At 41.5% G+C, this 13,286-nt stretch carries 13 protein-coding genes and 1 pseudogene; 9 read left to right on the top strand and 5 right to left on the bottom strand.

Annotation, left to right across the window (positions count from 1 at the left end; translation table 11 throughout):
• Position 1: 1 nt before the first annotated feature.
• A complete protein-coding gene (locus B3H30_RS05745; protein WP_286775099.1) occupies positions 2 to 1,486 on the bottom strand; it encodes a xylulokinase in 1,485 nt (494 codons plus the stop codon).
• A gap of 120 nt (positions 1,487 to 1,606) precedes the next feature.
• On the opposite strand from B3H30_RS05745, the gene B3H30_RS05750 reads away from it, so the two are divergent.
• The 4 genes from B3H30_RS05750 to B3H30_RS05765 all read left to right on the top strand — a co-directional run bounded on the left by B3H30_RS05750 (position 1,607) and on the right by B3H30_RS05765 (position 4,725).
• Positions 1,607 to 2,629, top strand: coding sequence for a LacI family DNA-binding transcriptional regulator (locus B3H30_RS05750; protein ID WP_286833610.1), 1,023 nt, complete (start codon positions 1,607 to 1,609; stop codon positions 2,627 to 2,629).
• A 96-nt stretch (positions 2,630 to 2,725) separates the two neighbouring features.
• Positions 2,726 to 3,214, top strand: coding sequence for a hypothetical protein (locus B3H30_RS05755; RefSeq protein WP_286775097.1), 489 nt, complete (start codon positions 2,726 to 2,728; stop codon positions 3,212 to 3,214).
• Between the two features lies 1 nt (position 3,215).
• On the top strand, positions 3,216 to 3,689 hold the full coding sequence (locus B3H30_RS05760) for a hypothetical protein (RefSeq protein WP_286775096.1): 474 nt from the start codon (positions 3,216 to 3,218) through the stop codon (positions 3,687 to 3,689).
• Positions 3,690 to 3,702: 13 nt separating this feature from the next.
• Positions 3,703 to 4,725, top strand: coding sequence for a WD40/YVTN/BNR-like repeat-containing protein (locus tag B3H30_RS05765; protein WP_286833614.1), 1,023 nt, complete (start codon positions 3,703 to 3,705; stop codon positions 4,723 to 4,725).
• A 122-nt stretch (positions 4,726 to 4,847) separates the two neighbouring features.
• Here B3H30_RS05765 and B3H30_RS05770 read toward each other — a convergent pair.
• From B3H30_RS05770 to glmM, 3 genes and pseudogenes are all read right to left on the bottom strand, one after another.
• Positions 4,848 to 6,332: pseudogene (locus tag B3H30_RS05770) on the bottom strand (Na+/H+ antiporter).
• Between the two features lie 3 nt (positions 6,333 to 6,335).
• Entirely contained in the window at positions 6,336 to 6,923 is a 588-nt protein-coding gene (locus B3H30_RS05775; RefSeq protein ID WP_286833617.1) for a nuclear transport factor 2 family protein, read from the bottom strand.
• An 88-nt stretch (positions 6,924 to 7,011) separates the two neighbouring features.
• Entirely contained in the window at positions 7,012 to 8,394 is a 1,383-nt protein-coding gene (gene glmM / locus B3H30_RS05780; protein WP_120336231.1) for a phosphoglucosamine mutase, read from the bottom strand.
• A 200-nt stretch (positions 8,395 to 8,594) separates the two neighbouring features.
• Between glmM and B3H30_RS05785 the strand changes: the two genes are divergently transcribed.
• Positions 8,595 to 9,176: a phosphatase PAP2 family protein gene (locus tag B3H30_RS05785; RefSeq protein ID WP_075993913.1), complete on the top strand. Its 582-nt coding sequence runs from the start codon at positions 8,595 to 8,597 to the stop codon at positions 9,174 to 9,176.
• Positions 9,176 to 9,985 (top strand): ZIP family metal transporter, encoded by an 810-nt coding sequence (locus tag B3H30_RS05790; protein ID WP_075993914.1) that lies wholly within the window; start codon positions 9,176 to 9,178, stop codon positions 9,983 to 9,985. The genes B3H30_RS05785 and B3H30_RS05790 overlap by 1 nt, the downstream gene beginning before the upstream one ends.
• Before the next feature lie 5 nt (positions 9,986 to 9,990).
• Here the strand turns inward: B3H30_RS05790 and B3H30_RS05795 are convergent, their stop codons facing one another.
• Positions 9,991 to 10,440 (bottom strand): MarR family winged helix-turn-helix transcriptional regulator, encoded by a 450-nt coding sequence (locus tag B3H30_RS05795; protein ID WP_075993915.1) that lies wholly within the window; start codon positions 10,438 to 10,440, stop codon positions 9,991 to 9,993.
• A gap of 128 nt (positions 10,441 to 10,568) precedes the next feature.
• Here B3H30_RS05795 and B3H30_RS05800 point away from each other — a divergent pair, with 128 nt between their 5' ends.
• The 3 genes from B3H30_RS05800 to B3H30_RS24855 are packed head-to-tail and all read left to right on the top strand — an operon-like array spanning position 10,569 to position 13,078.
• A complete protein-coding gene (locus B3H30_RS05800; protein WP_286775093.1) occupies positions 10,569 to 10,808 on the top strand; it encodes a FeoA family protein in 240 nt (79 codons plus the stop codon).
• Positions 10,808 to 12,910, top strand: coding sequence for a ferrous iron transport protein B (gene feoB, locus B3H30_RS05805; protein WP_286833621.1), 2,103 nt, complete (start codon positions 10,808 to 10,810; stop codon positions 12,908 to 12,910). Before B3H30_RS05800 ends, feoB begins: the two co-directional genes overlap by 1 nt.
• Before the next feature lie 42 nt (positions 12,911 to 12,952).
• Entirely contained in the window at positions 12,953 to 13,078 is a 126-nt protein-coding gene (locus B3H30_RS24855; protein WP_414713316.1) for a hypothetical protein, read from the top strand.
• The last annotated feature ends 208 nt before the right edge of the window (positions 13,079 to 13,286 follow it).

The following is a 13,286-nucleotide window of genomic DNA, read 5'->3' on the forward strand; positions in this document are numbered from 1 at the left end:
CTTATTTGTTATTTATTTGTTTGTTTAATAATTCCTTCCATTGCTGATAGTGCTCCTCATATTGCGCTACAAATTGAGGTTCCACTGTATAAACCGGTTTCAAAGAACGAAAAGCTTCTGTAAAATCGGCATAATACCCACTTCCTATACCTGCTCCAAGAGCGGCACCAATACTGCCATCATGATTAAAGATTTCTACAGGAACGTCAGTGGCCCCCACAAATGACTCCCTGAAAACGGAGCTCAAGAATAAATTCGCATAACCTGCACGAATCATATTTGGATGCAGATTATTTTCGCGCATGATATCCAAACCATAGCGAAAAGCAAATGCAATACCTTCCTGTATAGCACGCAGCATATCGCTTGTCTCATGCCTATTCAAATCTATCGCCGAAATTGAAGCCCCAACAGTTTGGTTGTTGAGCATCCGTTCGGCACCGTTGCCAAATGGGATAACCTGCAATCCTTTGCTACCGATAGGAGATGCGCCAGCCATCGCATTAATCTGCTCATAAGACAAATCGTGGCCCAACAAACGTCTCCCCCAGCTATTCATAATGCCTGTTCCATTGATACAGAGCAGTACACCTGTCCGGATATCATTCTCCTGATAATTCACATGGGCAAATGTATTTACGCGCGATTCGCGGTCGGCGATCAGTTTGTCACTGACGCCATAGATCACCCCTGAAGTGCCAGCCGTCGCAGCAACTTCGCCAGGTTGAAGGACATTCAGCGAAAGTGCATTGTTGGGCTGGTCGCCGGCTTTATAATTGATGGTCACTGTACTGGATAGCCCAAGTTCTTCAGCAACAGCGGCTTTAATTTGACCATGCGTTGAAAACACAGGTAAGATCTCAGGAATAAGATGATCATCAAAGCCATAATAATCCATAATCGTACGCGACAATACATTATCCTTGAAATCCCAGAATATCCCCTCAGACAAGGCTGAGATGGAAGTCGTCACCTGCCCCGAAAGTTTCATGGCGATGAAATCCCCCGGCAACATGATCTTATCTATTTTTTCATAAATTTCCGGCTCGTTTGCTTTTACCCAGGCCAACTTTGACGCTGTAAAATTACCGGGTGAATTCAGATGATGACTCAGATTGAAAGACCTTCCGATTTCTTCAAAAGCGATATTTCCCAATTCAACAGCCCTGCTGTCGCACCAGATAATGGCATTTCGCAACACATGCTGATCTTTATCGACCACAACTAAACCGTGCATCTGGTAGGCAATACCAATGGCCGAAATTGCTTTGGGGTCATACAGGCCCAGCCTGTTTGCCTTCAACAGAGCCTGTTTAAAGTAGTCCCACCAATCGAGCGGGTTCTGTTCAGCCCAATTGGGCTCCAACGTAATGATAGGAGCTTCTACGTCCGGATATTGCACTGAGCAAACCTTACGTTGTGAAGATGCCTCAACAATTGAAACTTTTACGGAAGAAGTACCTACGTCTATACCTAATAAATACATGGTAATCAATTCTAATTGGTTATAAAAAACAACATCGGCCTTATACTGCAACCGGTTGCATAAAAGTAGGGCATGTTTCTGAATTATCAAAATATTAAATAAAATTATTTACTTTGGAGCGTGAATAAAAAAACGACAATTTATGATATAGCCCGTGCGCTTGGAGTGACAGTCTCTACCGTATCGCGCGCACTGAATAATGTGCCTACGATCAGTGAGGCGACACGAAAACTGGTGTTAGACAAAGCAAAGGAATTGAATTACAGCGTCAATAAGTTGGCCTCTTCTCTTTCCTCGGGCAAGTCCAATACCATCGGTGTCATTGTTCCTACCATGCAAATTCATTTTTTTGCAGAAGCCGTGCATAGCATTGAAAAAGAGTTAAAAAAACACAACTACAGCCTATTGCTTTATCAATCGAATGAATCTTTTGAAGATGAAGTCAATGGCGTGAAGACCTTACTTGAAGCTCAGGTAGACGGCATCATTGCTTCGTTGTCGCTGGAGACGCAGGAAACCCAGCATTTTCAGGAAGTGATCAATCAGCGCAAATGCCTGGTTATTTTTGACCGTACCCATAAAGATATTCCTGCTCCTGTGGTCAAACTTGACGATTTTAAAGCAGGCTACCTTGCAACACAGCACCTGCTCGAACAGGGTTACAAAAACATTGCCTTTATCACAACGGACAAAGAAATCGCTATTTTCCAGGATCGTTTCCATGGTTTCGAAGCAGCCTTAAAAGATGCGCAGATTTCCCCGCAGAAAGACTTTATCATTCGTGGCGACTTATCCATTGAAGCCGGCATCAAAGGAACCGAACAGATTCTAAAATCTGTAATCCAACCGGACGCCTTTATTGGTGGTGATGACTTTACAGCCGTGGGAATTATACAGGCATTAAAAACTGCAAATATTGCCATTCCAGCGACAGGAGTGATCGGTTTTGCAAACCAGACCTTTTCTTCCTTTATCACCCCTACACTATCAAGTATTGATCAACAGGCCAACAAAATGGGGGAAGAATGTGCAAAACTCTTTCTGAAAATGGTTAAACAAAAAAGTCCGTACGAAGCAATCGAACAGATTGTTCTTGATCCCATATTGATAAAAAGAAAATCTACCAATAGAATAGACAAATAATCAGTACCTTTGCCTAAATTTGTTTAAATGCAAGCCCGGCAGAAATTTAGGATAATAAGCATCTGCTTATTATTTGTCATTCAGGCCCTTTTTTTAGTGGCCATCTTTGTAGAAAATACACATTCTTATATTGTATTGGCTTTTATCGGCCTATTGTCCTTACTGATTTTATACAGTTACCTCAGGTCGCCCATTCATCATCACAGGCATGAATATGAATCGATCAAAATTGCCCTTTGGGTACCTATAGGGGCGATTGCATCCTACTATTTCAATCAGATCTTCGGTTTGGGCCCTGTATTGGGGGCAGCGCTGACAGGTACCATAGCCTCTTTTATTCCAAATATCAACAAAAATTCAACTTATCTGCCCCACCTCCCTGCAGCAATTTATTGCGGTGCATTTGTAGGAATGTCCAATGCGCAGGTGGCTCATGGATTCTCTTTTATTTTAGCCGCCAGTATTTTTACAGCGATCTTTCTGGTTGTATCGAAAAGTCTATTGAATGGTGTCGGCGGTAAACTAGGAACATTGGCCTTCCTGGGTGTTTCATTGACATACCTGCTGTTATATATTTTTAAGTAATATGGAAACATTCATTTTATACCTAGTTGGCATCATCGGGAGCACGGCGACATACTATGTCAACACCAAATTTCACCAAGGGGCAGTGCGCTCATCCGCAATGCTGACCTTAGTTGTCGCAGGTTTCCTTCACTTCTTCCCACAAAGTGTTTCTCCTTATCTCGCACAGTACATCCCCCCTATTTTTATAGGCGCGTCATTTATAGGCATGGTCTCCAAAAACCAGTTATCAACCTATTTCGGTTTGGCTCTAGCTGGCGTTATTTTCACGACAATACTGCTCAATACCAGTAAATTTTTTACTGGTTATGGCGGAGCTCTCGGCACTTCCGCCTGCATTGCGCTGTTGGTCGTATTGAGCATTCCTTATTTTAAATCACCGAGAAAAATGACGGTTGGATTTCTTCAGCTCCGCAAAACAATCTTAAAAAAACAAGGAAAAGTTTCAAAAAGACGAGTAGATTTGTTTAAATAAAAAGTATAATCACATGAAACCTTTATTTCTGATTTTTATTACCCACATCTTGTTCCTGGGCCATCTGAACGCTCAACAAACAACCATTAACCTTGTAAATCAAGAGCGAAACAGCAGCTACAGAGGCCTAAGCGTGGTCGATGATACAACGGTATGGGTAAGCGGAAGCAACGGTACCGTCGGGCTCAGCACCGATGCCGGAAAAAACTGGCAGTGGGTCAATCCAATTGGCTACGAAAAAACAGATTTTAGAGATATCGAAGCATTTGATGAGAATGAAGCCTTAATTATATCTGCCGGTTCCCCTGCCATCATCTTAAGTACCCATGACGGCGGTCGAAGCTGGAAAGAAGTATTCAATGACAAGCGGCCCGAAATATTTTATGACGGTTTTGCTTTTACATCAAAAGGGGTCGGCATTGCCTTTGGCGACGCCATTCAGGGAAAAATGCCGCTATTGAAAAGCACCGATTTCGGAAGGTCCTGGAAAGATATATCCCCGAATATGCACTTTACCATTACCGATGGCGAGGCCGGTTTTGCAGCCAGTGGAACATCAATATATTGCGATAACAGCGGAACATATTGGATTGCCACAGGTGGGACAGTTTCCAATATCTACAGCAGCAAGGATCAGGGTAACACATGGCAACGTTACAGCTGCCCCATCATTCAGGGCACAAATAGCACCGGCCCTTTTTCTGTCGCATTTAACACATCAAAAACGGGTATTGTCGTCGGTGGCGATTACAAGGCGGATAAAAACAAAGACAAAAATAGCCTGCTAACCAACGATGGCGGCAAAACATGGTCTGCACCACAGACAGCACCCGCTGGCTTTAAGTCGGCCGTTATTTATCTTTCAAAAAAACAGCTGATCAGCACGGGCACTTCGGGTACAGACCTATCGAATGACGGCGGAAAAAACTGGACGCCTATTGGAAAGGAAAGTTTCAATGCCGTCCAAAAGGCAAAAAAAGGTCGAGCGATATTTTTAGTGGGCGATAAAGGCAAAATAGCGAATTTAGCATTATAAGCTAAATTCGCTATTTCTTACAACACTAGCGCACTATTTTTTGCTCGACTAAGCGCATTTCTTGCAACGCCAACACTAGGTTGCGACGAGCAAAAAACCGAGATTTACTCGTTTATAAACAACTACTTGCGCGACAAACGCGATTCTTCCAAATCCAGGGAATACTCGATCTCTTTAATAACATCACTGTCAAAAGCCTTACTTTCTTTGATCTTGTACAGACCGTCACGACGTAGCGCTAAAAGTTCCAACATAATTTTATTATAGAGCCCCCTTACTGCAGAAAGCTGCGCACGGGTATCCTCCTCTTTTGCTCGTTCCGATGCATTTACGCTCCGGATAATCTGCTCTTTAACACGGGCGATTGTCTCATGCTCCAGCATTTCCTTTGCGTAATGTTTATCCAGATACGCAATAGATTCTTTGCCAAGACGTACCCGAATCTCATCGATCTGTTCTTCCATCGAAGCTTGCTCATCGACCTCTTCAATTTTTATCAATTTAATCAACAAAGGCAATGTAAGCCCCTGAAAAACAAGCGTCACTAAAATAACCACAAATGTAATGAATAAAATCAGGTTACGGTGTGGGAAGGCTGTTCCATCATATAAAGTCAATGGTATTGCCAATGCTGATGCCAAAGAAACCACTTCGCGCATACCGGCCCAGCCAACGACAAGCGGCAATTTCCATCCTGGACTCTTTTCCTTGATGCGGACCCGTTTGAACAATATCCTGGGAACAAAAGCCGAAAGATAAACGGCGATTAATCGCAAAACTATAACAATTACACAAATCGCCAATGCATAATCAATAGCTTCCTCCATGGAGTATTCCCCCAAACCATTGATGATCACCGGGAGTTCAAGTCCAATGAGGATAAAGACAAATCCATTTAAGAGAAAACCCACTGTCGCCCACACTTCTTTGGTTTGGATCCGTGTATGATAGTTGAGGTAATCCCCTGCCCGGAAGGAAAGAAACAATCCGCCACTAACCACGGCCAAGACCCCCGACTACTCAAAATGCTCCGCAACAATATACATCAGGTAAGGTGCAATAAGGGTTATGGGTGTTGAAATACTCGACGACTTAGCAACATAACGTAGGAATATATAGAGGATGTGACCGATGACCAGACCAACGACAACCCCCATGACCGATAACATCAGAAACTGCGTCGTCGCATTGCTCATCACAAACTGGCCAGTAAGAATCGCAATGGATGCAAATCTAAATACCGTCAATGAGGCTGCATCATTCACTAGGCTTTCCCCTTCCAATATCGCAATTCCACGTTTCGGAATACTTACCCCTTTCAGGACAGAACTAGCAGCCACGGCATCTGGAGGAGAGATAATCCCACCCAGTAAAAAGCCCAGCGCCAAGGTAAATCCCGGAATAATACTGACCGAAAAGTAGGCAATCGCCAGCGATGTGAAGAAGACCAAACCAAAGCCCATGATAAAAATAGACCGTCGCCACTTTAGAAAATTCCCCCAATTGGTATACCAGGCCGCTTCAAAAAGCAAGGGTGGCAAAAATACCATAAACACGATATCGGGATCAACACTTATGACAGGTGCCCCTGGGATCAACGAGATCACAAGTCAGCCAATAACCAACAGAATGGGGTAAGAGATCTTGAGGCGTTGGCTCAGCACAAATAACATAGCCATAAAGAAAAACAGCACCATCACCAATAACAGGTTACTGTGAATTTTCTGACCTGCCTTTCCACCTACGGCCGCTTTCACATCCGCATAAGGTGCCGACATGGACATGCTGTATTGACGAAGCTTCCATTCATTGTCCTGCTTACTTAATACGCCCACGCCACGAAAGGACTTGGTATTGATCTTAAACGTTTCATCAAACCAGGCCGTCGTGCTATCGGCATTAAAGCTGATATGCCGCTTGTCATAGGTGTAAGTCCAGGCATTTTTGGGATTGAAATATTGATCGCTGAACTTCTCCGCATGGGCTTTATCCCACCTTTCATCATGATCAGTACCCAAAATAACGCCATCTGAAGCAATAACATTCAAAAATGGACCATACTTTACCTCACCCGAAGTTTTGTGCCAACGATCCAGTAGCCCATTGATTTCGTCCATAGGCTGCTGGGCACTTGTCGGAAAGACAAATAAAATTAAACTAAGAAAACAATACGTACCTAAAATGATCTTTCTAATCATACATTATAAAACTTCGTAATAGCTAAGACAATCCTCTTCCGATGAGATCAGTCTTAAAACAAAAAGCTGCATAGGCAGCTTTTTATCTTTATTTAATTATTTCTTCAATTTCGCGGATAATCTTCTGCGCGATCTGCTCAGCAGCTTCAGGCGTAGGTCCCTCCGAGTAAATCCGAATAATCGGTTCGGTATTCGATTTACGTAAATGAACCCATTCATTTTCAAAGTCTATTTTCAATCCATCGATTGTTGAATGGTCTTCATTTTTATATTTTTCCTCCATTTTGGCCAATAAGTTGTCAATGTCCAATTCCGGAGTCAGTGTAATCTTGTTTTTTGACATAAAGTACTGCGGTAAAGAGGCGCGGTATTCGGAGGCTTTTTTACCAAGTTTAGCCAGATGTGTCAAGAAGATCGCTACCCCTACCAGTGCATCACGGCCATAGTGAGATGCAGGATAGATAACACCGCCATTTCCTTCTCCGCCAATTACCGCATCCACTTCCTTCATCTTTGTAACCACGTTGACTTCACCAACAGCAGCGGCATAATATTCGCCACCATGTGCTTTAGTCACATCACGCAGTGCGCGTGTAGAAGATAAATTAGAAACGGTATTTCCTTTTTTATGCTGCAATAAATAATCTGCTACGGCCACTAAGGTATATTCTTCACCAAATAACTCACCATCCTCCATCATAAAGACCAATCGATCTACATCTGGATCTACAGCAATCCCTAAATCAGCTTTGTTTTCAATAACCGCAGCTGATAGATCTGTCAAATTCTCTTTTAATGGTTCGGGATTATGCGGAAACTGACCATTCGGCTCACAATGGATTTTATAGATTGTCTGCACACCAAGCGCATCCAATAAGGCAGGTATAAATGTACCACCTGTACTGTTTACGGCATCCAAAGCAACTTTAAAATTAGCGGCTTTAATAGCTTCCTTATCAACATATTCCAACGCTAATACAGCGTCTACATGTTTCTGTAAATATGAATAGTCTTTATGAACCTGTCCTAATGCTTCAACTTCGGAAAAATCAAAGTCTAAGGATTCACCAAGGGCCAATACCTCTTGCCCTTCGGCATCTGAAATAAATTCGCCCTTTGCATTCAGTAACTTTAGCGCATTCCATTGACCTGGATTGTGTGAAGCAGTCAAAATAATACCACCAGCAGCTTTTTCCATAGGTACAGCGATCTCTACCGTTGGCGTTGTTGAAAGACCTAAATCAACCACATCAACACCGATGCTTTGCAAGGTACCAATCACCAAATTACTTACCATCTCACCAGAAACACGCGCATCTCTTCCAACAACAATTTTTTTGATACCACTCTGCTTAACAATTATTTTGCCATAAGCAGCTGTAAACTTAACGATATCTATTGGGGTAAGTGCCTCTCCAGCACGCCCGCCTATCGTACCTCGTATTCCTGATATTGATTTAATTAAAGTCATTTCTTTTGAATTGAGTAACGTGTAAATTTAGCACAATGGCAATAAAATATCGAATTAAAATTATAATTAAGGAATATTTAACGTATATTTGTTGCAACAAAGTTGTTTTTAAAAGAAACAACCGTTTGCAATGAAATTATTTTTACTTTTGAAAAGTGAGTTTTTAAAGTTTAGGAATTTCATTGTCATCAACAACATTTATGATTCAACAATTAGTACACATCGATCAAGAGATTTTTCTGGCCATTAATCAGGGCTTGAGTAACCCCGTGTTTGATTGGTTATTGCCTATACTACGCAATCCATATACCTGGGCCCCCTTGTATTTATTTCTGATCATATTTTTCATAAAGACCTATGGAAAAACGGGAATTCTAATTGTTGCCATGACCTTGGTTACCTTCGGAATTTCCGATGGTATATCATCTCATTTGATCAAAAAGACTGTAAAAAGGATTAGACCGTGTAACGACGTGGAGTTTAAAGAAAATGTCAACATCCGGGTGCGATGCGGCTCCGGCTTTAGCTTTACCTCCTCTCATGCGGCCAATCATTTTTCCCTTGCTTTTTTCTGGATTGTACTTTTCCGGAGAAGATGGAAACATGTGCTTTGGCTTTGTATTACCTGGGCAACCCTAATTTCAGTCTCTCAAATTTATGTTGGTGTCCATTACCCGTTTGATGTCCTCTGTGGTTCAGCCTTAGGTATCCTGGTTGGATTGGCAACAGGCTACTTATTCAAACGGTTTGTGCCTAGCTTTTTTAAAACTGAACACGTATAATGAATTCAATTTTATTGATTTTAATTTTATTCATACCTGCATTTGCAAGTGGAATTGCTGTATTTTTTGTACAAAAGAAAGGAACCAGTTTCCTTAAACTCATCCTTTCTTTCAGTGGAGCCTATTTATTCTCTATTACGGTACTGCACCTCATTCCGCATGTCTATCAGTCTAACAATACTTCACCTGAGGTATTGGGTATTTATGTGCTTGCTGGATTTCTTTTCCAGCTCTTTCTTGAACAGTTCTCCCAAGGGATCGAGCATGGCCATATCCATACCGACAATGATCACGACCACCACAATCATCGTTTTCCAATAGGTATTATGTTCAGTCTATGTCTTCATGCTTTCCTTGAAGGCATGCCACTCGCGGCAACACATCAGACTGAACTTGCACTAGGCATATCCATCCACCACATTCCGGCGGCATTTGCATTGGGAAGTATTCTAATAAGCACGCATTTAAAGAAAAACACCATCCTCATTACACTAGCTTTATTTGCAGCAATGACCCCTTTTGGCTTTTTGCTGAGCAAAGCCATCAGTGCAGGTGAAGTAGGCAATATCCAGCAATATTTTGATAAAATCATGGCCGTGGTTATTGGTATCTTCTTGCACATATCGACAACGATACTTTTTGAATCGGGCTCAATTGACCATCATAAATTCAATAAAAAGAAAATGATTGCTGTGATAGCCGGTGTTGCTATTGCACTCGGAAGTTTCTTATTTGTCGGAGAACATGATCATGGGCACGATCAGCATCAACAACCGCATGATCATGAACATCATGACCATGCGCATTAATTTCTTTAGCCGCGAAGTTTATCCAACAGTGCACTTAAAGTCATTGCCTCTTCTTCGCTAATTCGATCGGGTAAAAGATCCTTCATCAACATATCCTCATCTAAACTCTTAAGAATCTCGAGGCCCTTCTCAGTGATAACCAAATCCACTGCCCTTTTATCACCACCCGATTGACAACGTGAAACCAATTCTTTGGAAACCATGCGATCAATCATACGCGAGATGTCCGGGGTAGTACTCAACATTCTTGATTTAATCAGATTATTGGTTGCAGGCTTGGGATATTGGCCCCTCAATATGCGCAAGACATTAAACTGTTTCAAAGTGATTCCTTCTTTGGCAGCACGCTGTTCAAGCTCATTGTTAATCCAATTGTACGTGTAAAGAATATTTACCGTACAACGATGCCATTCATTGCTGAATTTACTTACTTTGATTTCGTCCTCAATCTTCATTCTGGTTGATAATTAATCGTTCTGAATAGTAAAGATAGCTGTTTTTTACTAAATACATAACTATGACATTAGAATCATTCTAAATGGTAGAAATTCTGTATATTTGAAGAATTCAAAAAAACAGGCAAATGCGTAATAGAACTAGCTTAGATAAGCTAAAAAAAGGGGAAAAAGCGGTAATTATAGATTTTGATTCACACGAAATTCCAGCTAAATTTTTCGAATTGGGGTTTATTCCCGGTACTGAAGTAGAGGTGAAACATATCGCACCTTTGGACGGTCCTATATGTCTAAATATTAATGCTAATAACGCCTTAATTGCTATCCGCAAATCAGAAGCCAAAGTCATCCTTATTGATCAGAAATAATGAATAACCCGATTATTGCACTTTTGGGTAATCCAAATGTGGGTAAAACATCGCTATTTAACCGGATTACAAAATTAAATCAGAAAGTAGGAAATTATCCCGGTATTACGGTCGAAAAACGTGAGGGGCAAGTTAAAGCCAACAACAAAGTTTATCGTATTATTGACTTACCGGGCACATATACCCTGTTCCCAAGTTCATTGGACGAAGAAGTTGTTTTCAACACTTTAGTCAATAAAGAAAGTAGTTTCAGACCAAACCTCGTCGTTGTCGTCGCTGAACCTACGAACCTAAAACGGTCTATTATTCTTTATCAACAAGCCCGGGAGCTCGGCCTGCCGGCCATCTTTGTCATCAATATGATCGATGAAGCCAAAGAAAAGGGAATTACAATCGATGTTCAGAAACTTGAACACCTATTAAATACAAAAGTATACGAAACCAATGCGCGTACGGGGCAAGGTATCGATCAGCTGATCAAAAACTTTGATGCTGTTCCGCCCATGTATATCAGCAAATTCAGTCTACCAACGGAAGCTGATGCGGCATTAGAGGAAACTAAACGTCTTTTCCCATTAGATACGGAATACCACACCTGGCAATACCTAGCCAAAGGCGAAGTATCCTTTTTATCGAAAGAAAAAAATCAGGCTATCCAGCAAATCCGTGAAAAATATCAATTGCGGGCCGAGAAGCTGCAAAAAGACGAAGCCATATTGCGCAGTAAATCCCTAGATAGCAGCCTTGCCGAAATTTATGTAAAGGATGAATCCTCGAATAAAAACAAGACCAATACGATTGATAGCATCCTGCTTCACCCAATCTTTGGTTACGTCATCTTCTTTGGCATCCTCTTTTTAATCTTCCAGGCAATTTATACCTGGTCTGGACCAGCCATGGATTTTATCGACGGTTTATTTGGTGATCTTGCAGCCTATATACAAACAGCATTGCCAGCAGGGCCGTTAACCGACTTGCTCAGCAATGGTATTATCAAAGGTATTGGCGGAATTGTAATCTTCATTCCACAGATTGTTATTTTATACATCTTTATCTCGATCATGGAAGAAACGGGCTATATGAGCCGTGTTGTTTTCCTGATGGACCGCTGGCTGCGTCCCTTTGGTCTAAATGGAAAATCAGTGATTCCATTGATTTCGGGCGTAGCCTGTGCTGTTCCTGCGGTCATGTCTGCGCGTAACATCGAAAATAGCAAAGAAAGACTGGTCACTATTCTGGTAACACCTTTTATGACCTGCTCAGCGCGTCTCCCTATTTATATCGTTCTGATCGGACTGGTGATACCGGACACGAAATTAGGAGGATTTCAAATACAAGGGATTGTATTGTTTGTGATGTACCTGCTTGGCATATTCGCAGCTTTGCTATCCGCGATTATCCTGACCAAAGTCATCAAATCAAAACACAAATCATTTCTCATCTTTGAACTCCCCACCTATAAGACTCCGGATTGGAAAAATGTAGCCTTAAATGTCTGGGAAAAAGCATCAAGCTTTGTCTTCGGCGCAGGTAAAATTATTTTAGCCATTTCTGTTATACTCTGGGCATTAGGTAGTTTTGGTCCAAACGACAAATTTAGCCAAGCAGAAGAATATGTAACAAAAAATAGCCCCAACCTGTCCGAAGCAGATTTGGAGCATGAAGTTTCATCATATCGTCTGGAACACTCCTTCCTTGGTTATCTTGGCATGGCTATTGAACCTGTTGTTAAACCATTGGGCTATGACTGGAAGATGGGCATAGGTCTCATTTCTTCCTTTGCTGCCCGTGAAGTGTTTGTGGGCACAATGGCAACAGTATATAGCCTTGGTGATGAAGTGGATATCGAAGATGAAGCATCTAAAACAACGGTATTAGGCAAAATGAAAAGCGAAATTAACAGGAATACCGGTTTACCGGCTTATAATTTAGCTTCTGGTGTATCCTTATTACTGTTCTATGCTTTTGCTATGCAATGTATGAGTACAATTGCAGCAGTAAAGAGGGAAACAGGCTCGTGGAAATGGACTTTGATACAGCTTGGTTTTATGACAGGCTTGGCGTATTTCAGTGCCTTGATTGCTTATCAACTTTTAAAATAAAAAGCTATGGATAATTTAACAGTACAATATCTCATCGTAGGAATGCTCGTTTTGGCGGCTGTATGGTATGTCGTTAAAAATGTCCGAACATCACTAAAGGGCAAGTCGAGCTGCTCGAAAGGCTGCGGATGCGACTGCGGCGTAGAAAAAACACAAAAAGCAAATTAATTTATCTTTTTGAGTAGCATTTACAAATAAGATTTCGTTATTAGTTAGAGTGGCCAAAAATCACACTAGCTGCTAATTCATAAAGCGCCGTATTTCCAAATTACGGCGCTTTCTATTTCTGAGTCAAACAGGCCCCTCGCTATTGTTTATAAAAAAACAACGAAATACATTAAAACCACAACAGAATGTGCACAAATACCTAAGTGTT

Origin of the sequence: Sphingobacterium sp. UBA7038 (genome assembly GCF_002494055.1) — a bacterium.
Classification (GTDB): domain Bacteria; phylum Bacteroidota; class Bacteroidia; order Sphingobacteriales; family Sphingobacteriaceae; genus Sphingobacterium; species Sphingobacterium multivorum.

Bases quoted from the DNA above. Each gene is read 5' to 3' on its own strand.
- B3H30_RS05745 (WP_286775099.1), bottom strand. From the start codon at position 1,486: ATGTATTTATTAGGTATAGACGTAGGTACTTCTTCCGTAAAAGTTTCA.
- B3H30_RS05760 (WP_286775096.1), top strand. From the start codon at position 3,216: ATGGAAACATTCATTTTATACCTAGTTGGCATCATCGGGAGCACGGCG.
- B3H30_RS05765 (WP_286833614.1), top strand. From the start codon at position 3,703: ATGAAACCTTTATTTCTGATTTTTATTACCCACATCTTGTTCCTGGGC.
- B3H30_RS05775 (WP_286833617.1), bottom strand. From the start codon at position 6,923: ATGATTAGAAAGATCATTTTAGGTACGTATTGTTTTCTTAGTTTAATT.
- glmM (WP_120336231.1), bottom strand. From the start codon at position 8,394: ATGACTTTAATTAAATCAATATCAGGAATACGAGGTACGATAGGCGGG.
- B3H30_RS05785 (WP_075993913.1), top strand. From the start codon at position 8,595: ATGATTCAACAATTAGTACACATCGATCAAGAGATTTTTCTGGCCATT.
- B3H30_RS05790 (WP_075993914.1), top strand. From the start codon at position 9,176: ATGAATTCAATTTTATTGATTTTAATTTTATTCATACCTGCATTTGCA.
- B3H30_RS05795 (WP_075993915.1), bottom strand. From the start codon at position 10,440: ATGAAGATTGAGGACGAAATCAAAGTAAGTAAATTCAGCAATGAATGG.
- B3H30_RS05800 (WP_286775093.1), top strand. From the start codon at position 10,569: ATGCGTAATAGAACTAGCTTAGATAAGCTAAAAAAAGGGGAAAAAGCG.
- feoB (WP_286833621.1), top strand. From the start codon at position 10,808: ATGAATAACCCGATTATTGCACTTTTGGGTAATCCAAATGTGGGTAAA.
- B3H30_RS24855 (WP_414713316.1), top strand. From the start codon at position 12,953: ATGCTCGTTTTGGCGGCTGTATGGTATGTCGTTAAAAATGTCCGAACA.